General features: G+C 44.3%; 20 protein-coding genes. 5 read left to right on the top strand and 15 right to left on the bottom strand.

What is annotated here, in order from left to right; all coding sequences use genetic code 11:
• Positions 1-81 precede the first annotated feature (81 nt).
• The gene (locus tag A8709_RS34935; RefSeq protein ID WP_065853547.1) at positions 82-3,495 is read right to left on the bottom strand and encodes a fibronectin type III domain-containing protein; all 3,414 of its coding nucleotides are present in this window, start codon (positions 3,493-3,495) and stop codon (positions 82-84) included.
• 428 nt (positions 3,496-3,923) lie between these two features.
• Between A8709_RS34935 and bcbE the strand changes: the two genes are divergently transcribed.
• Entirely contained in the window at positions 3,924-5,144 is a 1,221-nt protein-coding gene (bcbE, locus tag A8709_RS16930; protein ID WP_279615878.1) for a bacillibactin exporter BcbE, read from the top strand.
• Positions 5,145-5,220: 76 nt separating this feature from the next.
• Here the strand turns inward: bcbE and A8709_RS16925 are convergent, their stop codons facing one another.
• The 3 genes from A8709_RS16925 to A8709_RS16915 all read right to left on the bottom strand — a co-directional run bounded on the left by A8709_RS16925 (position 5,221) and on the right by A8709_RS16915 (position 6,878).
• Complete coding sequence (locus tag A8709_RS16925) at positions 5,221-5,439, bottom strand: hypothetical protein (protein WP_065853545.1); 219 nt, start codon at positions 5,437-5,439, stop codon at positions 5,221-5,223.
• Between the two features lie 75 nt (positions 5,440-5,514).
• Positions 5,515-6,180, bottom strand: coding sequence for a hypothetical protein (locus tag A8709_RS16920; protein ID WP_065853544.1), 666 nt, complete (start codon positions 6,178-6,180; stop codon positions 5,515-5,517).
• Positions 6,177-6,878 (bottom strand): formylglycine-generating enzyme family protein, encoded by a 702-nt coding sequence (locus tag A8709_RS16915; protein WP_065853543.1) that lies wholly within the window; start codon positions 6,876-6,878, stop codon positions 6,177-6,179. Before A8709_RS16915 ends, A8709_RS16920 begins: the two co-directional genes overlap by 4 nt.
• A 194-nt stretch (positions 6,879-7,072) precedes the next feature.
• Here A8709_RS16915 and A8709_RS16910 point away from each other — a divergent pair, with 194 nt between their 5' ends.
• Positions 7,073-8,188 carry an AbrB family transcriptional regulator gene (locus A8709_RS16910; RefSeq protein WP_065853542.1) on the top strand — a complete coding sequence of 372 codons (1,116 nt, stop codon included), beginning with the start codon at positions 7,073-7,075 and terminating at the stop codon, positions 8,186-8,188.
• 52 nt (positions 8,189-8,240) lie between these two features.
• Here A8709_RS16910 and A8709_RS33750 read toward each other — a convergent pair whose 3' ends face one another.
• The 4 genes from A8709_RS33750 to A8709_RS16895 form a co-directional block, all read right to left on the bottom strand.
• Positions 8,241-8,564 carry a GNAT family N-acetyltransferase gene (locus tag A8709_RS33750; protein WP_244163249.1) on the bottom strand — a complete coding sequence of 108 codons (324 nt, stop codon included), beginning with the start codon at positions 8,562-8,564 and terminating at the stop codon, positions 8,241-8,243.
• Positions 8,504-8,788, bottom strand: coding sequence for a hypothetical protein (locus A8709_RS33745; RefSeq protein ID WP_084225034.1), 285 nt, complete (start codon positions 8,786-8,788; stop codon positions 8,504-8,506). Before A8709_RS33745 ends, A8709_RS33750 begins: the two co-directional genes overlap by 61 nt.
• A 35-nt stretch (positions 8,789-8,823) precedes the next feature.
• Entirely contained in the window at positions 8,824-10,578 is a 1,755-nt protein-coding gene (locus A8709_RS16900) for a sensor histidine kinase (protein ID WP_065853541.1), read from the bottom strand.
• Between the two features lie 186 nt (positions 10,579-10,764).
• Positions 10,765-11,727 (bottom strand): protein kinase family protein, encoded by a 963-nt coding sequence (locus tag A8709_RS16895; protein WP_065853540.1) that lies wholly within the window; start codon positions 11,725-11,727, stop codon positions 10,765-10,767.
• Positions 11,728-11,866: 139 nt separating this feature from the next.
• Between A8709_RS16895 and A8709_RS16890 the strand changes: the two genes are divergently transcribed.
• Positions 11,867-12,793 (top strand): hypothetical protein, encoded by a 927-nt coding sequence (locus tag A8709_RS16890; protein WP_065853539.1) that lies wholly within the window; start codon positions 11,867-11,869, stop codon positions 12,791-12,793.
• 104 nt (positions 12,794-12,897) lie between these two features.
• Here A8709_RS16890 and A8709_RS16885 read toward each other — a convergent pair whose 3' ends face one another.
• The 5 genes from A8709_RS16885 to A8709_RS16865 form a co-directional block, all read right to left on the bottom strand.
• Complete coding sequence (locus A8709_RS16885; protein ID WP_244163227.1) at positions 12,898-14,862, bottom strand: glycoside hydrolase family 127 protein; 1,965 nt, start codon at positions 14,860-14,862, stop codon at positions 12,898-12,900.
• A 365-nt stretch (positions 14,863-15,227) separates the two neighbouring features.
• Complete coding sequence (locus tag A8709_RS16880; RefSeq protein ID WP_065853538.1) at positions 15,228-15,620, bottom strand: hypothetical protein; 393 nt, start codon at positions 15,618-15,620, stop codon at positions 15,228-15,230.
• Positions 15,621-15,708: 88 nt separating this feature from the next.
• Complete coding sequence (locus A8709_RS16875; RefSeq protein WP_065853537.1) at positions 15,709-16,317, bottom strand: transglutaminase-like domain-containing protein; 609 nt, start codon at positions 16,315-16,317, stop codon at positions 15,709-15,711.
• Positions 16,318-16,432: 115 nt separating this feature from the next.
• Positions 16,433-17,731: an NCS2 family permease gene (locus A8709_RS16870; protein ID WP_065853536.1), complete on the bottom strand. Its 1,299-nt coding sequence runs from the start codon at positions 17,729-17,731 to the stop codon at positions 16,433-16,435.
• Complete coding sequence (locus A8709_RS16865; protein ID WP_065853535.1) at positions 17,715-18,881, bottom strand: GerAB/ArcD/ProY family transporter; 1,167 nt, start codon at positions 18,879-18,881, stop codon at positions 17,715-17,717. The genes A8709_RS16870 and A8709_RS16865 overlap by 17 nt, the downstream gene beginning before the upstream one ends.
• Before the next feature lie 135 nt (positions 18,882-19,016).
• Here A8709_RS16865 and A8709_RS34930 point away from each other — a divergent pair, with 135 nt between their 5' ends.
• Entirely contained in the window at positions 19,017-19,160 is a 144-nt protein-coding gene (locus tag A8709_RS34930; protein WP_208607695.1) for a hypothetical protein, read from the top strand.
• On the opposite strand, the gene A8709_RS16855 is transcribed toward A8709_RS34930, so the two are convergent.
• Both A8709_RS16855 and A8709_RS16850 read right to left on the bottom strand, forming a co-directional pair.
• Positions 19,146-20,327 carry a Ger(x)C family spore germination protein gene (locus tag A8709_RS16855; RefSeq protein ID WP_065853533.1) on the bottom strand — a complete coding sequence of 394 codons (1,182 nt, stop codon included), beginning with the start codon at positions 20,325-20,327 and terminating at the stop codon, positions 19,146-19,148. The genes A8709_RS34930 and A8709_RS16855 overlap by 15 nt on opposite strands.
• 15 nt (positions 20,328-20,342) lie before the next feature.
• The gene (locus A8709_RS16850) at positions 20,343-21,848 is read right to left on the bottom strand and encodes a spore germination protein (RefSeq protein ID WP_244163226.1); all 1,506 of its coding nucleotides are present in this window, start codon (positions 21,846-21,848) and stop codon (positions 20,343-20,345) included.
• 149 nt (positions 21,849-21,997) lie between these two features.
• Here A8709_RS16850 and A8709_RS16845 point away from each other — a divergent pair, with 149 nt between their 5' ends.
• The gene (locus tag A8709_RS16845) at positions 21,998-23,491 is read left to right on the top strand and encodes a peptide MFS transporter (RefSeq protein ID WP_065853531.1); all 1,494 of its coding nucleotides are present in this window, start codon (positions 21,998-22,000) and stop codon (positions 23,489-23,491) included.
• Positions 23,492-23,668: the final 177 nt, after the last annotated feature.

Below are 23,668 nucleotides of genomic sequence, written 5' to 3'. Positions count from 1 at the left end.
AAGCTTAGTCTGTGTGGCCTTTTGGCCTGTAGACTAAGCTTTTTATTTACTTAATTAGCTGCCTTACCACATTACTTATTCTCAGTTTGTAAATAAACGCCCTGTTGGAATGACTTGTTTCGCTTGTGAAGCACTTGACCAGGAAAGCTGAGCATGCGCGTTTCCACCGTTCTCAATGAATTCCATCTTGAGGTCATATTTCACACCCGCAGTGAGCGTGATTGTCGCACTGAGTTCCCCATTCATGGCAACCCAATTGTTAATCAATTGTTGGCCGTTTACCCATAGACGAACGCCATCATCCGTATTGGTGTAGAAGGTGTACGTCTCCGAGTACTGCGGCTGTACTTTACCTGTCCATCGTGCGGAGAACCATTCGCCTGGTACATCTTCTGTCGGTCTGCCGCCGCCCCAATCAAAGTCAATCGTGGCATCGATACGGCTCAGCGCGAGTGTTCCGAAATCACCCGCATAATATTGGCCATTCACGCCATTAGTAGACGTTGAAGCGGCATTCGTCGTCACATTCAATCCGGAGCTCGCTGCCGACACATTACCTGCGGCATCTTTCGCCTTAACGGTGAACGTATAAGCCGTACTTGCTGTCAAACCGCTTACCGTGAAGGTGGTTGCTCCTGTTGTAGAACCAGCTAACGTGCTGCCGTTGTAGATATCATAACCCGTCACGCCTACATTATCGGTCGAAGCAGTCCAAGAAAGATTGACGCTAGTATCCGTTTTGGATGGTGACGCAAGTCCTGTTGGAGCTGTCGGTGCTGTTGTATCTGAGGCCGCGGCATTCGTCGTTACGTTAAGTCCGCTGCTTGCGGCAGAAACATTGCCTGCTGCGTCCTTTGCTTTAACGGTGAACGTATAGGCCGTATTCGCTGTGAGACCGCTTACTGTAAAGGTCGTTGCCCCTGTTGTTGAACCTGCTATTGTGCTTCCATTATAAATATCATAACCCGTCACGCCTACGTTGTCGGTGGATGCTGTCCAAGACAAGCTGACACTTGAGGTCGTTTTCGAAGGTGACGATAAGCCCGTTGGTGCCGTTGGCGCTTGCGTATCTCCCCCACTTCCGCCAGCTAAGTTAACATCGCAAGTCTTGTATTGACCTACAGCTGGATCCGTGCCGAATCCGTTATTAGAGCACATCACGGTATTGGTAAATGTCCCATACACATAACTGCCTGTAACCCCATAACGAACCTGTTTTGTACCCGTGAAATTACATGGGTTATTCTCACCCGCACAGTTCACCCAGTTAGCAGCTGGATCGGTTGTGATCGTTACGGCATTACTAGCCGCCGATAGATTGTTGGACGCATCTTTGGCTTTGACCGTGAACGTAAATGTAGTGTTCGTAGATAAACCAGTAGCTGTATAGGATGTCGCGCTCGCTCCTGTTGTCGAACCTAACAACGTAGAACCGTTGTAAATGTTGTAGCCGGTTACACCGACATTATCCGTTGAGGCAGACCAGGACAAGCTGACACTTGTGTCACTCTTCGCAGGTGAGGTCAGGTTGGTCGGTGTCGTAGGTGCTTGCGTATCGCCAGCATCCGTCGTCACGCTCAATGTGTTGCTAGCTGCAGAGACGTTGCCCGCGGCATCTTTGGCTTTGACCGTAAAGCTATAGGCTGTGCTAGGTGTCAAACCCGTAACAGCAAAAGTCGTTGCACCTGACGTTGATCCGATTAATGTGCCATTCATATACACATCGTAGCCGATGACTGCTACATTATCCGAGGATGCAGACCAGGACAGATCAACGGTCACGTTGGACTTCGTTGGTGCCGTTAAGCTCGAAGGAGCCGTCGGTGCCGTCGTATCCGGCGGACCTGAGAACACCGTGATCGTCTGCTCTTTCACACTCGCTCTTCCCCCATTATCCCATACACCGAGAATAACATGGTAGGTTCCTGCTTTCAGATACGTATAAGTCGGGCTGGCCGTTGTAACTGGTATTCCCTCACCGAGATCCCATAGCGTCTCAACAATGGTGCCATTGTCTGTCGACGTATTTGTGAATGTCACAGGTGCGCCTAACTGAACTGTAAGAGGTGCTGTGAAATTAGCCACCGGTTTGGCATCACTGAACCCGCGGCTTGTTAGCTGCGTATTCGTACCATTGCCACTTACTGTATTGTTGCTCCACTCTAAGTCTGCCGCGGAGGACGGATATTGATCAATCGAAGGCCCGCTGTTGCCAGTGATTGTATTATTAATGAAACTGAGGCGGTCCGTTCCAGTCGCCGTCGTAATTTCTATGGCTTTGCGCCCGTTATTAAGAATTTGATTGCTGTCAAAAACGATGTTTTTCGTATCGCCGTGAATTCGAACGGCATTGCCGTCATAGCCGGGATATGCCGCCGCAGGATTACCTGTTGGCCCGTTTTGCCATATATTTTTATAAAAATATTGATATTGCTCTGTGGATCCAGTACCCGCTCCTTGCAGCTGCATGCCCCACATGACGATGTTTTGGACCGTGTTGTAGTTCCACAACTGATAGCCAGTGCCCGGCGATTGCTGCATACCGACCTGTTGGCCCCCATCGACCAGATTGCCAGACGTAATGCCGTGGTCAACCATGACTTCAAGCCCCATATTACCGACTGAACCATCGGTTGCTTTGACGATATTGTTGCGCACCGCGATATATTTAGAGCGAACTGTACTGATCCAATGATCGACATTGTTGTTCTCTACGAGCGAATAATCAACATTCGTGTGCAATTCGATACCGAGACCTTCCATCTTTTTGCCTGTACCCGTAATTGTATTGCCGCGTACGGTCGCATAAGGACTGTCGTCATTCACGAAAATTCCGCCGCGGCCTGTATTGGATATCGTATTGTTCTCGATTAAAGCGTGGCTTGATCCCCAACCGGCACGGACACCCGCACCCCAATCTGAATTCACGCCGCTATTATTCACGATATTATCGGAAATCTCAAGATTGGTCGACCCTATTGCATAGAGAGCGAAAGGTCCGAATCCAGCAGAAGCGGCCAAGTCTTTCACTCTAAGGTGCCGCATTTTGTTGCCATCGCCTGATTCCGACGTTACTGCAGACAGCAATACCGTACTATTGTTGCCGTCCAGTGTCATATCGGAGACTTCAGCATTTGTAACGTTATGCAAATAGAAGAAATTCGTAGATGCCGAACCGGACGTCATTTTCACAGTCGTTAAGTCGCGTCCTGCACCTGCGATCTTGACGCCGGATTTGCCGTTTACGTTCGCAGACAAATAATAAGTACCCGCTGGCAATAGGACGGTATCGCCGCTCGCTGCGGAATTCACGGCATTCTGTATGGCCGTTAAGTCGTCAGACGTATCGCTTCCATTTGCTCCAAACGTGGTTACATTAATTGTTGCTGCGAAAGCCGTAGTGGCCGGTAGTACCGGAAGTAGAACGGTTAATGCACCTAAGAGGCTGAGAACCCTTTTCTTCCATTTACCAGTTATTCCGATATGAGTGGTCATCTTCAAGAATCCCTCGTTTCCATCGTTTATTTTCGCTGCTTCTTGCGCCTAGAACCTGCCACACCACGAAGCAAATCTTACGAACTTGTTGACATTCCCTCCTCTCGCCTTCATTCTGCCATGTCACGGACGGCCTCGTATACTGTAACAAATTCGAAAAAGCATACTCCGAGGCTGTAGTAAATGGGAATTCATGTACATGGCAGCAAAGATCGATACAATTCCTATCCAGTTTATAGGCCGCTTCTCAAATGCCAACGCAATAAACGTTTACACGCTTTGAAAACCTTTAATCCTGATATAAATACTTGTATTAATTCATTATTATATTTCAATGTATGGACATACTACAGCAGGAGGTGTAAAGCCAAGTTGCTAACTGTGCATGCGTACCGAGGTTTTAATCGACTACGACAAGGTGAATCATTTTGAGTGAACATAAAGGGAGCTTGATCTCCATTGCTTCCATTCCTTTGATCATGACTTTAGGAAATTCCATGCTGATTCCTGTACTCCCAGCGATCCGTCATCAATTACAGATCACTTCGTTTCAGGTCAGTTTATTAATTACCGTATACTCGGCGGTCGCCATCTTACTCATCCCCATCGCGGGATATCTATCGGATCGTTTTGGCAGGAAGAAAATTATTATTCCGAGTTTACTGATCACAGGAATCGGGGGATTAATTTCAGGATTAGGGGCTTGGTGGTTGGCACATCCCTATTCAGTTATCTTGATAGGGCGGGCTTTACAGGGCGTTGGCGCAGCGGGTGCATTTCCCATCGTTCTGCCGCTTGTCGGTGATATTTTCAAAAAAGAAAGTGATGTCAGTAAAAGCCTAGGCGTCGTCGAAACCGCGAACACGTTAGGCAAAGTACTTAGCCCTATCCTGGGATCTTTACTTGCCTATGTGATTTGGTTTCTCCCATTTCTCACGATCCCGCTGCTCTGTGTGATTTCTACGTTGTTAGTTGCCTTCCTCGTGAAGACACCAGCTAAGCAGGATAAGCAAGCGAAGAAGGTCACGTTTGGCAACTTTATTCAGCAGCTCAAACTCATTTTCAAACAAAATGGCCGTTGGTTACTTGGCATCTTTGCAATAGGTTGTATTTGTATGTTCGTGATATTCGGCACCCTCTTCTATCTATCCGATACACTTGAGGAGAAATATCACATTGATGGTATTTGGAAAGGATTCGTCATTGCGATTCCATCAGCGGCTCTGTGTTTAGCCTCTTTTCTCATCGGAAGAAAAATTGGTCAAAATAAAAGCTTAATGAAATGGATTACGTTTAGCGGCATCGTTTTGGTAACGGGCTCCATAGTATGGACGGGACTACTGAAGGATCCATCCATTTATTGGCTGATTACACTCATTAGTCTTGCTGGGATCGGTATTGGGGTGACCCTCCCTTGTCTAGATGCCTTAATAACGGAAGGTATAGCTAAAGAGGAGCGCGGAACGATCACCTCCATTTATAGCTCTATGAGGTTTATCGGCGTAGCCGTAGGACCTCCATTGGCTTCCGTTTTAGTTAAATCATCTGCGCATCTGATGTTTTATTGTATTTCGGGCACCTGCGTGCTTGCCGCACTTCTTGCTTTATTTGCCATCAAACCTACTCGGGATGAAGGTCATGCTTCATGAAAAAAAGGGATAGGATAATCAGATGATCTGATTACCTATCCCTTTTGGATTACGTTTGATATGTTTAATCTTGGTATCACTCAACCGAATAGCGAATAAAAGCAATTAAGGCTAACAAACCTGCAACAATAGAAACGACATATAAGGCTGTCAACCGGACCCATTTTGTCCCCGTTTTCTGGAAATAGGTTGTATCACCTTCCCTATTTTTGCGTGAAAATCCAATTTGGAGCGTAGCTAATAGCCCAACTATTAAAATGAGTGAGAAAATCATGAAATAAACAGAAGTATTCATGGAAAATCGCCCGCCTTTCTTTTTCTCTATCAGGACTTCTTTACTTCTTTATTATATCGAATAATGAACAAAAAATCATCCTTGTGCCTGATCTCCAACATAATGGGCAAATATTTGATCTACCGGTTTAAAATACAAATAACCATCCTCTTCCCACGGCTGAAAATGGAGATCCATCCGTGAATCGTTCCAATTCTCTGGTGTTCCCTTCGTATTCAGGCGGCCTGGCACAACCGGCTCTTCCAACACTTTCGGAAATTCCTGATACCCGAAGAGGAGATTTTCGTGCAGGCCGATGATTTCGTATTTCTCTCCGCCGAACGCCCGCTCCTCTTGAAGCTGATAATGATAATAGATATAGCTGCTGATCATCTCTGGTTTCAAATGTGCAATCCTGCCAACTCTGCGGTCCACAGGCTGCTTACGAAGCCAATGCTCGTAGCTCGCAGGCTCATTGAAATGAAACACATCAACCATAAGAATCCAAGTTCGCGGTTTGGACTGACCGGGCCATTCTTTTAGATAAGGGATTGCGGCTCCTGCCACCTCCTCGGGGTCCAGCTGCCGATCCACGCATTCATAATAGAGAAATACTTGGTTTCTCCACTGATACGCGGTAGCTGTCATCAACTCACCTTGTGATACCTTTTGTTTCGCTTGCTCACTTCGTTCTAAGGCTCTCAAACCAGCTAATTCTTGGCCTTCCTGCCATTCTGCGCGATACATCATTCGTATAATCATGGTTGATTGTCCTCATCTTTCTTCGGCATTGATCGTGCAACTCTGAATCCCAGATCGTCGATGGCTAAAGTCGGATGACTGCGTCGTCGGCATGTTGAACCGCATCCTCTCGCCTCTTCAGCCCAGCTGCCTCCTCTGAAAACACGGTAAGATCCATAAACTTGTTCATCGTAAATATCCCAGCACCATTCCCATACATTACCTAGCATGTCATAGAGACCCCACGCATTCGGTTCCTTGCGTCCAACTTCATGAGACATACCGCCAGAATTGGCATTAAACCAAGCAATCTTATCTAGATCTCCATAGATATAGCCTGTACTTCCTGCTTTACATGCATACTGCCACTCAGCTTCCGTAGGAAGTCGATAACCGTCTGCGCTCCAATCCCATTGGACTTCGTCGTCTTCACCTCTGAACGAATAACATGGTTGTAAACCCGCTTTCTCAGAGAGCAAATTGCAAAAAGAAATGGCATCCTGCCATGACATATTCACCAACGGCTTTTGATCACTCTGATCGCCTTTATCTCCTGTCGTTGCAACATACCTTCCTACCGTTATCGGAAAAGGAGCGAGAAGAAACGGTTGGATGGCAACCGCCCACCTCTTTTTAGTCCGATCATCTCTTAATTCGATTTCTCCAGCCGGAATTGCAACCATTGGATAATTAACATCGTTTATTATTTCCTTAGACAACTTTCATCCCCCTTACCTTTATGCCCTTCCAAAGAAATGCTTATTTTCTAACCCTATCACACTTGACATCAGATGGTAATCACTTCTAACAGAATTTGAAATCCATTAGTGGATGTGCTAGAATCAGCTACGCAAAATGACAGGATGAAACTCGTGTCCCGTATAGTTATTTCCAAGGGGGGTGAAACTCAGAGATGGTTCGACAACCAGTTCCGTTCAATGTTCTAGGCAAAATGTTAACAGCACTTATCTCAGCCCTGCTCGGTGGCTATGTATTCAAGCTATTACACATTCCAATCCCATGGTTGCTGGGTCCGATGATTGCGGTACTCATTGGTTCGAATGTAACCAAAGAGCGATACGTCTGGCCTACTTCTATTCGAAATATCGGTCTCATTATCGTGGGCTATACGATTGGGCTTTCTATGACAGGAAAGGCTCTGCATGAGATGGGGGTTCAGTTGCCATATATGCTGCTCATGACCTTACTTCTAATGTTGCTTTGTGCCTTACTAGCTTACATCGTCTCCAAGGTATCCGGGATCAATTACAAAACAGCACTTTTAGGCAGTATTCCCGGGGGACTCACCCAGATGGTAATTCTCGCGGAGGAGACAGAAGGGATCAATCTGACGATTGTTACCGTTACGCAAGTGATCCGGCTCATGATGATCGTCATCAGTGTCCCTCTCTTAGTCTTCAGTCCTTTATTAGGCAATCATAAAGCGGTTGATTCCACGATTCAGCCGATCGTCACCGCCTCTGCCAGCTGGGGGCAGTTGATGCCGAATATTTTCGTATTCGCAGCTGTGTGTATCGTCTGTGCGCTAGTAGGAAATAAAATAAAATTCCCCACCGCCTATCTGTTGGGCCCTGCATTCGGAACAGCGATCGTTCAAGTACTAGGACTACACGGACCCGCCCTGCCATCTAGTCTCATTAATGTGGCACAGATCATGATCGGCATTAATGTGGGGCTCATGCTGAAGCCTAGCCAACTCACGAACAAACTACAAACTATTTCACTTGCAATTGGAAGCTCTCTCTTACTTCTTATCGGCGCTTATGGACTTAGCATGATCTTCATTAAGCTTCAATCTGTTTCAAAGTCTACAGCCTTACTTAGTCTCGCTCCAGGCGGCATGGATCAGATGGGCATTATCGCCCACGAAATTAACGCCAATTTATCCATTGTAGCTGGCTACCAGCTATTTCGTACATTTTTCATTTTCTTTGCGGTTCCACCGATGTTACGTTTGCTATTTAAATATACGGGAGCAAGAAAAACAGTTCCAAAGCGTCAGTCCTGACACAGATATTTACAGCCGTATGCTGCAAAAAAAGCCGCAAAATTTGCGGCTTTTACTTATTCCCTCGATAAGCTTTCTCATGATAATCCATAATATAAGTGAATAACTTTCTACCGTCATTCTCTTGCGTATCGTCAAAGCTCAGAAACATGGCTTGGTACGTTTCGGGAACCCATATGTAGGTGTGCACATAAGCCGTCAAATGAAATCCTGCTTTTTCCCAGAAATGAATGCGATCTGCATTTTCCTTCGTCTGTTCAGCTTCTACTTCGATCACGATGCCACGGCAGCCCGCCGTATGCTCTGCCCAATCGCTTATATCTCGCAAGCAAGCTTGCCCAAGCCCTCTCCCGCGCTGAGCCTTACGTACAGCAATATAGTCAATGAGCAGAACCTTGGCGTTTGGGTAATCGCCGTAAGTGCCATGGCTGTCACTTCAGCCCCTTCATGCCACGTATGCAGCATACAAATGCCTCGTTCGAACATTCGGCGAATCAGAGCCCGATTCTTCCTGCCATGTTCGGGAAAAGCTTCCTGATACACGGGTTCCGCTTGAAGCCACACCGCTTCATCCCATTGGTCGGTAATCCGGTAGTCCAAAACGAGCACCTCCATCTTACTGGTATTGAGACTGATTACTTGTCATGTTTGAGTGGGATTACAATGGAGAAGGTAACTCCTTCTTCATGACTCGAAAAATCAATCGTACCCTTATATCGTTCAATTAATTGTTTGATGATATGAAGACCTAGGCCTTTATTTTTTTTGGCATTTTTCGTAGAGAAACCCGATTCAAATATGCGAGAATAAATATTCGGACTAACCGGATAACAAGAATTTTGTACCTTAATGACAAACTGATTGGCTTGCACGGTTCCTTCGACCAACACTTTTCGTTCCGTAGCTGGCAATTCGATCGTAGCATCAAACGCATTATCAATCAAATTACTTAGAATGCGCACCAAGTCCGTCGTTTTAATCGCGGTGAGGCGCAAATTCTCCATATTGGAAAACTCAACTTGCATATCGATGTTATGAACTTCAGACTGAGCTAGTTTGGCCTGTATAATTCCGCTTAATGCAGGATCGTTGATTTCGACCGCTTTAATTTTGTATTCCATCGTTTTGGCTTCCTGAATTAAAGGGGTTATATAATCCTGCAAGCTCTCGTATTTCTTCAACTTGATCATCCAAGATATGGTCGTTATATGATTAATAATATCGTGTTTTTGTTCCTTAATGGATTGAACAATGGAATTAATGTTATCGAGATACACATCCTGAACCGTTTTAACGGCGCCTTCGTTCTTCTTACGAGTCACTGTAAATAAGATCATGATGACGACACACACCAGTAATGTCACAATACACATAAAGAAAAATACACCCTTAAACTGTTCAGTCAACGTATGTTGAACTTGACTATAGTCGGTGGCAACCATCACAATTTTAGGCAAATTCTCCCGCTTATACTTTAAATTCGTGGTATCGATAGGCGTAACACTTTTTAAAATCGATTTCCCATTGAATGTCGTATAGTAGAAAACGGTTGTGTTTGTATTAATCGCTTCTTTTATTTTATCCCCTTCGGTTTCATCACGAAATTGATAGGAACCGTTTACAACTAACCGCTCGGAATACCAACTACCTCGATCATTGGGTGTAGGTCCCGTTTCGAACAATTTCTCCGGGTTTAAGACGCCAATCTCAAGTAAATTTTCTTTATTACTCTGGAGCAGTTCATGGATACTCACATCCACGCCTACTTTTGACCGATACAGTTCAAGACTATTCTTCACATTCACATAGGGGTTAATAAGGTAATTCGTCGTTCCATCATAATATTCGCCCCACTTCCGTATGTTGGTGACATCGGTTGAGGCGGTGTCGATAGGGCCGCTCCAATAGTGATCCAGCGTAAGTCCGGTCCCAACGTCAACCACCTTGCGGTCCGTTAACTGAATTTGTGCATCGTACACAATTCCCCACGTCTTCGAACTTGCATTAATTTCCTTGGGATCGGATGATCTGACCCCAACAAGGTCATCATCGCGCCTCTCAAATAAAGTAATGCCGTCTAGATTAAGCTGCTTTGCTAATTCGACTAGCTGCTCATTGGTGACTTGATGAAAGTCAGGGTTTAAAGACTTCTGAATCGTAACCGCGGCAGTTCGTAGATCTCGCGCAAGCATTTCATCAAAGGAGGCTTCACCTTCACTTTGTTTAACAATATCCGTTGAGATGGTAGAGGTAAAAATGTTGATTTTCTCTTTCTGATGATTCACGAGTAGTGTTTTGGAATGTTGGAAATACGTTATATTCATACTAATAATTGCGATTAAAAAGATTAAAATGGTTTTAAGTGGGAATCTATCCAATGATGCAAACATGCTTACTTGCTCCCTCAACAGTCATTTAGTTACCTTATTATAAATCAGATTTGTCGAATTTTGCATGCTATTTTTTCTTTGGAAATAGCTCCCACAAATTGCCCCATCTTTTCAAAGGAAATGACCCAAACGTATGCACGCGGGTCACCTTCTGATTTTCCTATTTACCTGTCTAACTGTGTAGGTTTAAACGCTCATAAGATAATTTAATAAGGCCTTCATAATGCCGATAGATTCTTGCTGTTGCTGCAGTAAAGCTGATCTATCGTGTTTATCATGAGCAAGATCACCTTCAATTAATACGAGCAGCCATAGCGTGTATAAAGCACTAAATGTATGATAATCACGGATAAAGCTTAGCTTTGTAGGAAATTCCAGTTTTTGACGAGCGGTCAAATACCTTGTAAGTACATCGATACGGGAAGTCTGATCGAGAACAGGTCTCCGATATTGCGGACTTGTAATATCCATCAGGGAGTATAGATCCCAGAACACACTATTCTTATGTATATATTCCCAATCAAAAATGATAAGCTCATGATCTATTTCCGCTATATTTAAAGGATATAAATCGCCATGCGAAATAACCGTTTCGCTTTCAAAAGGAAGCAGGGTCAGCATATCACCATAAATGTAGGCAAGTTCGTCTGAAGTGAATCCATGCTTCTCTAAGATAGGTTTCATAACTGCTGATTTCTCTTCAAAAAAAAGCTGCAACTCATTCACCAGAGGTGAATGCCCCATGAATGCATCCGGAACAAGCTCCTTCGGCAACCTGTGCCAATAGGGGATCAATTCAGCTGTTTTCAGCAGTACGTCAACACCGAACGGATGTTCCACTTCACCGAGATCTTCTAAAACCATCCAGTAATGTTCAGGGTCATTGGATTTCGAGTAGTAGCTGATCTGAGGAACGCGCACTTCGGGAATGCGGGAGCTGATATGTTCTTGAACCCACACTTCTTTCCCAATACTAGAATAATTCGTTAACGGTTTATAAATATAACTGGTTATAGGAGCCTTCAACTCCAAACGAACCCGTTCGATACGATTCCCATTACGGCCGACATAAATTATTTCTTTACTATGAGGAATTCCGTTCGTTACCTCGCCCGAATCGGAGAAGATTATGTCCTTCTGATTGTCCATGATGCACACCACCTTTAGTGACTAGATGTAAATTATACCATAATCATTATAGAGATACGCGCAGATATGATCTCCTACCATAAATATGATATATTGGGCATAGTGATTCAGAAATTGTTCCCAATGGAGGCCTTCCCTCATGCTGCATGTACTCGTAGATGAAAAAGATGAGACCGCGTGGTATCCAAACTATTTAAGTGGTTTAAAAAAAGGGCTAGAATCGGCAGGAATACCCTATCTCTTCTCACCTGATCTGCCCACTGATTTACAACAGCCTGTATTAATTACACGATATACCCTTTTTGATCAAATCAAGGAGGCAGATCCCGCTCCTGAAAACCTCTATATTCAAGAGCACGATGTGTGGAATCCCTTCACCAACGTATTAGATCTAGAATCGTTATGGATCTTCAAGCATCCTTCTTTAAAAGCTATTTTCTACACCAATCCCAGTATGGTTCCATGGGGCCAAAGATGCTTACCCGCAGGTTCAGATGTCGACGTAGTCGCTGCTGGCTTTCCCTATGATCATGACTATGTGAATGCTACACTTGGAAGTATCGATGTTTCAACGCAAAGAGAGAAATTAATTGTATTCCCAGGTCGAATGAATGAATTTTATCAACCTTATCTCTCCGTCCGATTGGCATTTGAATTTATGGATTTGGGCTATCGCGTTGTGATAGCTTCACCCGTGAGTCCTTTATCGCATTATCCAGTCGCCATGTGGCGCGAATTAGGGATTGAAGTCGGGAGACTTCCGCATGCTGAGTATTATCAATTACTCTCTAAAGCTACGGCAGCGGTTTCCGTCACCATTGGCGGCAGCCTTACTTTAGCTTTATACGAAGCGCAATTGCTTGGAGCTACCCCAATCGCGCCCAAGGGTCGTCATCATTTGCCGCCATTTACCGAGATGTACAGCCCTAGATATGACCTGCTCAACCCTAGAGAAGCCATTGATATGGTGGAAAATAATGTGAGCGTTCAAATCGATGAACGTTGGTTCTCAATTGATACTTATGTTCACACCTTGTGGGATGTGATTCAGAAGCGGTCACTATAATTGAATAGTAAAGCTTCTAACAAATAAACCTTCCGCACCAATGAAGAATTGGCAGGGAAGGTTTTTTGCGACTTTATAAATGAAGGTATAGCGCTAGAAAACGCTTAGATTGACTCGGTTCTAACCCAAACGGTCATTTCACCTCGTCCACGGTTTGCCCATGAAAAGTATGGAATGAATGTCACATTTACGGCCTCTGTGGTCGTCAACTCATTCGCTTTATAAAGCTGAGCTCCCCAACTTTCCGTTTGTACGCGATGTGCAGAAGCGGTAATTGTCAGCACACCTCCCAGTAAATTCTCATCAAAAGAATCGCATTGACTTGTGAGTTGTTTAAGGACAATGTGATGCAAATTCGCTCCGTTATCTGCTTCTTCTAAGCAATAAACGATCGGTCCTCGCTGCAAGGCGACTTTCCCTATCGTTTCGCGAACTAACGGGTGGCCTTTCATCCAGCTTACGGTCATTGGAAAATGAAGTTCTATCGTATCCCCAGGTTGCCAAGTCCTTGGGATGTACACATAGCCGTCAATGACATCATCTTCCCAAGCTATGCGCGTGCCATTCACATGAATCTCTGCACCTCCGCTCCACCCGGGGATGCGCAGTGCTAATGTAAATTCCGTCTCTTTATCAAGCGAAACTTCAAAACTAACCTTCCCATCCCAAGGGAAATTCGAGCACTGTTTGAGAATGATCTCACTGCCATCTATATCAAATTTCATCAAGCTGCCTATGTACAAGTGCGTATAGATGGTTCTGTCTTTGAGCGAATAGATATAACGCCCCAATGAAGCAAGAAATCTAGCAATATTAGGCGGACAGCAAGCACAACCAAACCAGCCTTGCCGCTCTGGCTTCACATGACTAAAGCCTTTATTTTTATCCGATGCTTCGGGCCAAACTTCAAGCGGATTTACATAAAAGAAATGCCTGCCATCCTTCGAAATACTACTGATTACTGTGTTATAGAGAGCTTGTTCCATTACATCTGCATACTCGCTTTTTGCTTCGATCTGCAGCATGCGTTGTGCGAAGAATATTAATCCAATGGAAGCGCAAGTTTCCGCATATGCCGTATCACTTGGTAAGTCATAATCAAGTGAGAATGATTCTCCATGTGCCATGGACCCAATGGCTCCAGTTATGTACATACGCTTGGACACGATATTATTCCATAAGACTCTACAAGCATTGAGTAACGCTTTATCGCCAGTTTCGGCGGCCACATCAGCCATGCCAGAACACATATAGACAATTCGCACAGCATGACCCTCGGCCGATTCCTGGCTGCGAACTGGTAAATGCGATTGACTATAAGAGCGATCAAACACCATATCGAGCATGGGAAAATGTTTGGTCTGACCGCGGCGTATGTATTCTAATTCATAGAAATTAGGCTCTTTACCACGTTCATCGAGAAAAAATTGACTCAAGATCAAGTACTTTCCATCACCGGTCACATGATATAATTTCACCAGTGCGAGTTCAATCTCTTGATGACCATCATAACCCTGTATTTTCCCTGCTTCAGGACCAAAAACAGTATCAATACAGTCGGCCAAACGACAAGCTACATCCAAAATTTTTCTTTTACCCGTTGCATGATAATAAGCAACTGCGGCTTCAATCATATGCCCCGCACAATATAGCTCATGACATTCTGCTAGGTTAGACCACTTGCCCGCTGGTTCTTTGAGTGTAAAATAAGTGTTTAAATAACCGTCAATTTGCTGCGCGTTAGCAATAATGTCAATGATCTCATCCGCCACGCGTTCCAATTCAGGATCCTGTCCCGTTTCTAAGAGATAGCTTACCGCTTCAAGCCATTTCGCGACGTCGCTATCCTGAAATACCATGCCATAAAACTCACCTTGCTCAAGCCCTGCTGCAATCTTAAAATTACGAATGGCATGACTGGGCGCAGCACCATCAATGCGATCATTTAATGCTTCCCATTGATAAGGAACAACAACGTTTCGAACTAACTGAATATATCCAGACCAAAAATCGTCATCTATATCAATTTGTTTCAGTGGCAGCGGTCTAGAGATTTCCATATTCCCCATGTTTGGTAGCCCCTTTATCGATTGAATCATACTTATTTGGTAGCGCTTTAATGTCAATATTACGTGGAGATTGCTCCTAAGAATACAGCGTTTTACAACCAAAAATTTAAAAATTACAACCTACCATAGGTGGCTAAAATGGAAACTGTCTTTCATCTTCCTGGAAAGTCTCCTACTCTATCAGGCAAAAAACACCACGATCCTGGAGGAACGTGGTGCTAATCAGGGGGGATAACCTATTTACGAGAATCATGCTGCAATGACTTACACTATCTATTCCATACGGTTCACTGCATAGAAACTCGTGTATACGTCATTTCATTGTCGACGATCCACACACAAAAAAAAGAATCCCCTCGGATTCTCTAATTACTACTATTTGTCCCACTATCACTGCTGCCCCCACCGCCACTATCAAACCCACCACTACTACCGCTATCGAAACTTCCGCCACTGCTCGTATCCGATGTTCCACTGCTGCCAGTGTCAGAACTCCATGAATTACCAGCCTCATAACTTGTTGCCGTGGGAGCTGTTACTTGATTATTCGAAATTAAATCATTCACGACTGAATTGTTCATTTGTTGATTGTGCAGTTCCATATGCGTTTGTACGTGCCGATGTGCATCATTATTCATATTGGGATGGGATGTTGAATCCATATTGTGATTATTTCCGCTGGATCCCGTTGCTTTGCTAATTAGACTGACAATGATGCCTACTAGGATAATCAAAAAGAAAAGTCCGAAAAAGGTCATGTAGTACCATCCTCATCTCCGCGAATTATTTTACATTTATTGTATTCGCTGTCAATGAGTTAAGTCCTTGTTACCTGTAAAATTTCAACTATAAGCTAGTTGGTAACCCTTCGTTATACATGGTTATACAATCCGTAGCGTGCTGCAAGACACTCATTGTATCCGGATTTGGACGGGAGTAGATGAGAGGATAATCAATTTCGTCGTAAGCGGCTCTTACCGAGAAGGCCAACTTCTCTTCTTCCAGCGCAAACTCCGCTTGAATACCTGGCTTATTGCCACGTGCGTCAAGGCGAATCCATTTGCCTACCGATTGAAGATAGACGGCATTCAAAGCATGCAGACAGTACCCCGATTCAGGCATATCGCCCAAGGTCAGTCGCTGATAGCAGAAGCCTGTAGGCAGACCTTTACTTCTCAAAATAGCACACAGCAAATTAGATTTCGCATAACAGATGCCTTCTTTAAAATGGAGTACTTCCGATGCACGGCATGTGACTCGTGAGCTTTGAATATCCCACGAATGTGAGATCTCATCTCGAACAAATTCAAAGGATTTACGTACAAAGTCAATTTCGTCTAAAGCTTTGGCGAACAGTTCTTCCGCTTTGCCTCGAATTGCATCGGAGCGATAATCCACTTCTTTGGATTCACATAAATAATCTTCTACTTGGTTAGATTCACAGGTTAAAATCATTCTATCCCCCCACAACAACATCTAAAGTTGGTGTAAAATCAGATAGAATGATTATGCGATATTTTGTATAAATATTCAATATATTTGTGCAGATATCCTCACACTATTTTACACATTAATGCGTGAAAAAGACGATCTGAATAAAAAACAACACCGCAAACAAATAGAAAATCGGATGAACATCCCTCCGCTTCCCGCGAACGAACTTGAGAATCGGATAGACGATGAATCCAATCCCAATACCAGTCGCAATGCTATACGTTAGCGGCATGAGAACAACAATTAAGAAAGCTGGGAAGGCTTCCTCCAGGTCTTGCCACTCGATTTTGCGCAGCACATTCATCATGAGAAAACCGACAATAATTAGCGTAGGCGCGGTTATTGCTGGAATACTTGCCAGCACCGCGATAATGGGTGAAAACAACAAGGTTAACGCAAGCAATATGCATACCACGACAGCCGTTAAGCCCGTTCTCCCCCCAACCGCAACGCCAGAGCTGGATTCAATATAAGCCGACGTCGGACTCGTGCCAAGAAGAGCGCCAGTCGTCGTGCCGACGGCATCAGCCAGCAGTGCGCCTCGTGAGCGTGGGAATTTGTTATCTTGGAGAAGACCCGCCTGTTCGGCTACACCTAACATCGTACCCGTTGTGTCGAACAACGTGATTAACAAAAACGTAAATATGACGGCATATAAGCCTCCCGAGAAAACTCCCTTAATATCTAGCTGAAAAGCTGTCGCTACTAGTCCAGAAGGTACAGCAACAAAGCTGTTCGGTAGCGTCAGCAATCCGACCAACCATGCAAGAATTGCAGTGATCAGCATGCCGAAGAACAAGTAGCCGCGCACTTGATATGCAAGTAATACTAAGGAAATAATCAAGCCAAGTAATGTCAATGCGGTCATAGGCTCTCTTAAGTTGCCTAATGTGAGTAAAGTTGCGGGCGAGGCGACAATGATTTTTGCATTTTGCAAACCAATGAATGTGATAAATAGCCCGATACCAGCGGTGATCGCATGTTTCAAGCTTGTAGGGATTGCATCGAGCAAAACATATCGAATGCTTGTTAGTGACAGTACGACGAACAGTAGGCCTGCTACGAATACAGCGCCAAGAGCAACCTGCCATGCTACGCCGTTACCTCCTACCACAGTAAATGCAAAATAAGCATTTAACCCCATACCTGGCGCGATCACAATCGGGTAGTTCGCAAAAATCCCCATGATGAGTGTAGCAATAATGCTGGCTAGTACGGTCGCCATGAAAACGCCGTGGAAATCCATGCCGGTTGTACTTAATACACCTGGATTCACAATTACAATGTAGACCATCGTCAAGAACGTTGTCACCCCGGCCATTACTTCGGTTGAAAAGGTCGTGCCTCGCTCTTTCATTTTAAATAGTCGATCCATTGGATGTATCCTCCTGGGCTTGTAATAGATTGTCTTGGTTGTCACTCGGATTGCCTTTTTTGCGTTTATTAACAAGCATAAGTAACAGTAGCAACAACAAAGGTAAGAGAAAACCAAAGCTGATGTCAAACCATATATAACTAGAAATAATGTCATTATATACCGTAATGTTTGGTGTAACGGCGATTGTCCCAATTAGTGTAAGCATCGCAATTGGAATCGTCAGCATGCGACTTTCCTTCAATTGAAGCAGTTGCGCTATGCCCGATGTAAAAGAGTAAAATAAGATGGTTGTTTTATAAAAAACGCTTATAAACCAGAGGAATGCAATGATAGCCTCAACACGTTCAATAAATTTTCCTATGGTTATTTTCTGCCCTAATACGAATGTAGGATAATATTTCGTTTGCATGAGATTAGGCCCTAGTACGAGTACGCAAAGCAATACGATGATAAACAACAGCGATCCACCGACAACAAAACCCGTTATAATCGGTTTCGTTAGTGATGTAGTACCTTCAACATGAGAGACGAGCATCAGCATGATATACATTTCGGTAAAGCCGATGGCAAATGCCGATAAAGTTCCTTTCAAAATGGGGGAGATTCCCATAGCCGCAATCGGGCGCAAATTCGCCATATCTACTTGGGGCAATAAAAATACGGTTAAAAAAATAAATAACATCATAAAAACCGGGAATAACAGCTCGCTCATGCGTGAGAAAGCTTCAATGCCATAATGATACGCAAAGATCATCACAATGCTAAAAACAACGATGATCGCATTGACAGGCGTTTCCGGCATAAGTTGCGCTGTCATAAACTGGCTCATTTCACTCAATAGACCTATGATGCACATATAGAATTCAAATAAAAACAGGAGTGCAAACATGCTTCCTATCCAAATACCTAGCTTTTCACGAATAACAATAAATAAACTCCTTCTCTGTAGTCGTTTAGCTAAGACTGCATATGTCCATGCTGCTGCAATACCAAGTAATATAGCTAACAGCATGGACAGCCATGAGTCCTGTTTGGCGTTTTTGGCAATGCTTGTCGGTAAAATGAGTATAGAATCGCCGATGACCCCAAGAATGATTAAGATCGTAAACTGACGCACGGATATTTTAGCATTGTCGTAAGTAGACATGAGCTTCCTTACCTCCAGTTTCGTTCTTAGGCTTCAATCCATCCATATATTAACTTGATGAGCGCAAATGGGTTAGGAAGTATCACTTTAAGAGTTAACATACAGTAGAGTGTCGTCGCTATCAGGAGGAATAGAATGAATACGACGAGTTCTCTTGTATGCTTTCGGCGGATCAATCCCGGCGCTTCAAACCAAAAGGTACCTGCAGCAATGGCCAGCACGGCAAGAAAAGAAGGCAATTCCAATCACTTCCTTAATCCCTTTTTACTTTACGGTTGAATTCCCTGTTGTTCCTGTTTGTCTAATGAACAGATGGATATCGTAAATAACCTTCGTTTGAAGGAACATATCATCGTTCCAGTTCTCCTTGACACTGTTCCAATAAGCAGGATGATCCTTCCCTAGCTGACTTCCAAAACCAACGATATCTGACTTGAATTTCTTGGCACGTGCAATCGTGGCTTCTGTATGAGATTGCATGATTTCTCTCGCGCCTTCCTCCAAGCGTGTGATTGTCTTGGGATCTGTTAAATCAACGTCTTTACAGGGATTATCCACAATATTCGACTCTGTCCTAATGGAAACTGTGACTTCAGGTATCCCATTGATTACTTTCGTTTTCAATTTCGTGTCAGATGAGGTGACTTCAATGCCAATATATTCCTGCTTCGCGCAGGCAAGTTCAATGGATGTACTATCTAAATGATCCGTAATATCTGTATACCCTTTACTTTCGTCCTCATTCAACCATCCAATCAGCTTGTCCTCCTTAAAAGCAGCAATGCCGTTATAGCGGTAGCGGCTTGGAGGCTGAAAATACTCTACATTTTCTTTCCTTCTGCCGACTTCGATGTCTCCAATCATTTGAATCCCGGTGAGGGCTAGCTCAAACCCATCCCCAGATAATTTATTCAGAACTTCATCCATCGTAATGGCTACGGTAGGAGCCCATGACTTTTGTGACGTTTGCAGCGACTGCTGCATACTGTAGCTAGGTAACTTTTCCATCGGCGTATACAGTTTCAGGATATTCTCCGCTTTCGTTCCCCTAGCGACAACGATATTGAAATCCATTCGCATTTCATTGTCACGAAATGAACTATCCACAAAATCTTTGATCCCCCTTCTAGCCAATGATTCGCCTATGACAAAAAGCTGCAGATGTCCCATATATACCTTGCGTGGCGCCTCCGCGGTCAAATACCTTGCCGCCTCAAACATGGTTTTGCCTCTTCCTTGATAAAGAGTACTTGGTGGACGTTCTCCTCCACGCTTCTGGGCAGAGATCTCACCAGGATTGACGACTTGGAAGGAAACCAAATACTCGCCATCCTCCCAATCAACGCTGACCCCGAGAACGATAAGAAGCTCATTTAGTTCCCGCCGGCTCCAACAGCCAGTTAACATAAGTAAGACAAGCACAATGATCGTGATTTTATATCTCAAGCTGACAGTGCCTCCCTACTTACGCTTTCGTATCCGCTCACTTCCTCCTCCTACGGATGTTCCTGGATGTTTGAACGATAGCCATCTCGGCATACGTACAACAGTATCCTGTACATCTGTAGCGTGATACGGGGAGAATGGCGACATAAAGGGCTCTCCAAAAGAGCGCAAAGCGCATAAATGCAATAAAAGGACGAACAACCCCATAACGATACCAAATAAACCAAAACTAGCGGCTACACCCATAAACGCAAACCTTAGAATACGGATCGGTATGGACATGCTGTAGGCCGGTAAAGTAAAAGTAGATATCGCCGTAACAGAAACGACGATAACCATGGCAGCAGATACGATGCCTGCTTCAACAGCAGCTTGTCCGATAACGAGCGTACCAACGACGGAAACCGCTTGTCCAATTGCCCGGGGCATACGAAGACCTGCCTCTCGAAGAATCTCGAAGGTAAGCTCCATCACAAGGGCTTCAACAAATGCAGGCAATGGTACACCCTCTCGCTGGGCAGCCAATCCGATCAGCAGCGAAGCGGGTAGCATATCGCGGTGGAACGTTGTAATTGCAATATAAATCGAGGGCAGTAATAATGAGATAAACACGCTGCCATAGCGAAGTATCCGCAATAAACTTGCATACAATGAACGCTGATAATAGTCCTCTGGAGACTGAAAAAAAGTAACCAACTGTGTGGGAACTAGTAAGGTATTGGGCGTTCCATCGACCAAGATGGCCACTTTCCCCTCTAATAACTGTGCTGCAACATTATCAGGTAGCTCCGAATTGTAAATAGTTGGAAAAAGCGAAAAGTGATTTTCCTCAATCAATTCCTCGATATATCCACTGTCCAAAATACTGTCGATATCAATCGCCTTTAGTTTCGCGCGAACGAGTGTAAGAACAGACGGCTTCGCAACGCCATTGATATGCATGATGGTCACGTCCGTTTTGGTAAGGCGTCCAATCGATATCGTTTCCAACCAAAGGTTGGGATCTTTTATTTTACGCCTAATCAACGATGTATTGGTTCGAAGCGTCTCCGTGAAGCTTTCTCTTGGTCCACGTACAGATGTCTGATTCGTCGATTCGGTAACATCGCGTCCCTTCCAATCACGAATATCAGCGCGGTAGGCGTGATGGATGCCTTTAAACAAAATGATCGCTTCGCCTGATAGCAAATTTTTGTACAGTTCATTCAATTCTGCAACAATCCGGATGGAGCCCATCCCATTAAGAAGCTCTCTTGCGAGTGTTTCCGTACTCATCATGTCTTTCTGCTTATCGGTGGGTACTTGACGTATCAGGTGATTTAACACATCAAAAATATAACAGTTAATCGCAGTTGTATCTGAAAGGCCATCGATATACACAACAGCTGCGGAGATTTCCAACGAACCATCATCATGTATTTCTCGTATAACCAAGTCGTCGCTTTCGCCAAAATCCTTCATCATACGTTCAAGGTTGTATTCAATAGTAGGATCAATTGGAATCGTTTCGTCAGCAGGCAATATGTGGGTCCCTCCTTGTTGTCATCCCCTTTCCATTATGACCATTTGCAAATGGAGATAAACGGGAAATGCCGATTACAATGCCAACTTGTTGGGAATATCTAACGTGTACTCATCAGAAGAACCCTACCTATGAAGGAGATTGAATCATGTCAGATGACGATAAACAGAAAATCGTTGCAAGTGTACCCCAAACTGGATTTATCGGTCACCCCAAAGGCCTATTTACGCTATTTTTCACTGAGTTTTGGGAACGGTTTTCCTACTATGGCATGCGTGCTATCCTGGTTTACTATATGTACTATGAAACATCTCAAGGCGGCTTAGGTATTGATCAAAAAACTGCGCTAGCCATCATGTCGCTCTATGGATCGCTCGTCTATATGTCGGGCATTATCGGTGGTTGGTTATCTGACCGCGTTTTCGGGAATTCGAAGGCCGTATTTTATGGCGGCATTTTGATCATGTTAGGGCATCTCGTTCTTGCCATTCCAGGCAACGCAGCGCTTTTTTTCACGTCGATGTTCCTCATTATTATAGGAACCGGACTGTTGAAACCGAATGTCTCCAGCATGGTTGGTGAAATTTATCGCGTAGATGATCATCGACGGGACTCTGCTTTTAGTATTTTTTATACGGGAATTAATCTAGGCGGGTTTCTAGCACCATTAACAGTAGGCACTATTGGTATGAACAATAATTTCCATCTTGGATTTGCTTTAGCCGCAATAGGTATGTTTATTGGGCTGCTTGTTTATATATTTTCTAGAAAAAAGAACCTTGGACTTGCCGGAACGTTTGTTGTAAATCCACTTCCAGCTTCTGAAAAGAAGAAATTAGTCACACGGTTCAGTGTTGCCCTTCTTATTCTACTGATCATCTTGGCTGTCACAATTCCGACAGGGATACTTACATTTACTGTGTTTTCAGGGATTATCGGCATTCTAGGTATCCTCATTCCGACACTGTACTTCATTGTCATGTATCGAAGTCCGAAGACATCGGCTGTGGAACGATCTAGAATTCTAGCCTATATCCCGCTCTTCATTGCCTCGGTCATGTTCTGGGCCATCGAAGAGCAAGGCTCGACCATACTCGCGAGCTTTGCTGATCGGAGAACACAGCTGGATTACGCAGGCATTCACATATCCCCTGCATGGTTCCAGTCCTTAAATCCTTTGTTCATTATCGTATTCGCGCCAATTTTCGGCTGGCTTTGGCTCAAACTGGGTGATCGTCAGCCTTCGATTCCAACTAAGTTTTCGCTAGGGCTGCTCTTTGCTGGACTTTCCTTTCTCCTGATTCTTCTGCCCGCACTTATTGGCGGTAGTGGCTCACTTGTCAATCCACTCTGGCTTGTGCTGAGTTATTTCATAGTAGTGATTGGCGAGCTATGCTTATCACCTGTTGGGCTCTCGGCTACAACGAAACTAGCCCCTGCAGCGTTCTTAGCACAGACAATGAGCTTATGGTTTCTGTCTAACGCGGGGGCTCAAGCGATTAATGCGCAAATCGTGAAATTGTACAGCGAAGAGTCCGAAATGATGTACTTCGGCGTCATCGGGGTGATAGCTTTAGTGTTGAGTGGCATTCTTTTTCTGCTGACGCCAAAAATATTGGGCTATATGAAGGGTGTGCGCTGAGTCTAAATAAAGAAAAACATGTGAGGCTGTTTTCCAAGGTTTAGGACCTAGGGGACAGCCTTTTTTTTGGGGGGAAGAAGTTTTGTATCCTAGGTCTTCGGGGGAACACGGCAAGGATAGGTGTAAGTCGATGAAATCGACTTGCAAAGGAGAAGCGGGTTCGAGAGCGTGATGTAA

The sequence above is a fragment of the Paenibacillus pectinilyticus genome (assembly GCF_001700435.1).
In the GTDB taxonomy this organism is placed as follows: domain Bacteria; phylum Bacillota; class Bacilli; order Paenibacillales; family NBRC-103111; genus Paenibacillus_E; species Paenibacillus_E pectinilyticus.
Note: the sequence above shows the minus strand (reverse complement) of the source record. Positions and strands in the feature narration are given on the sequence as shown.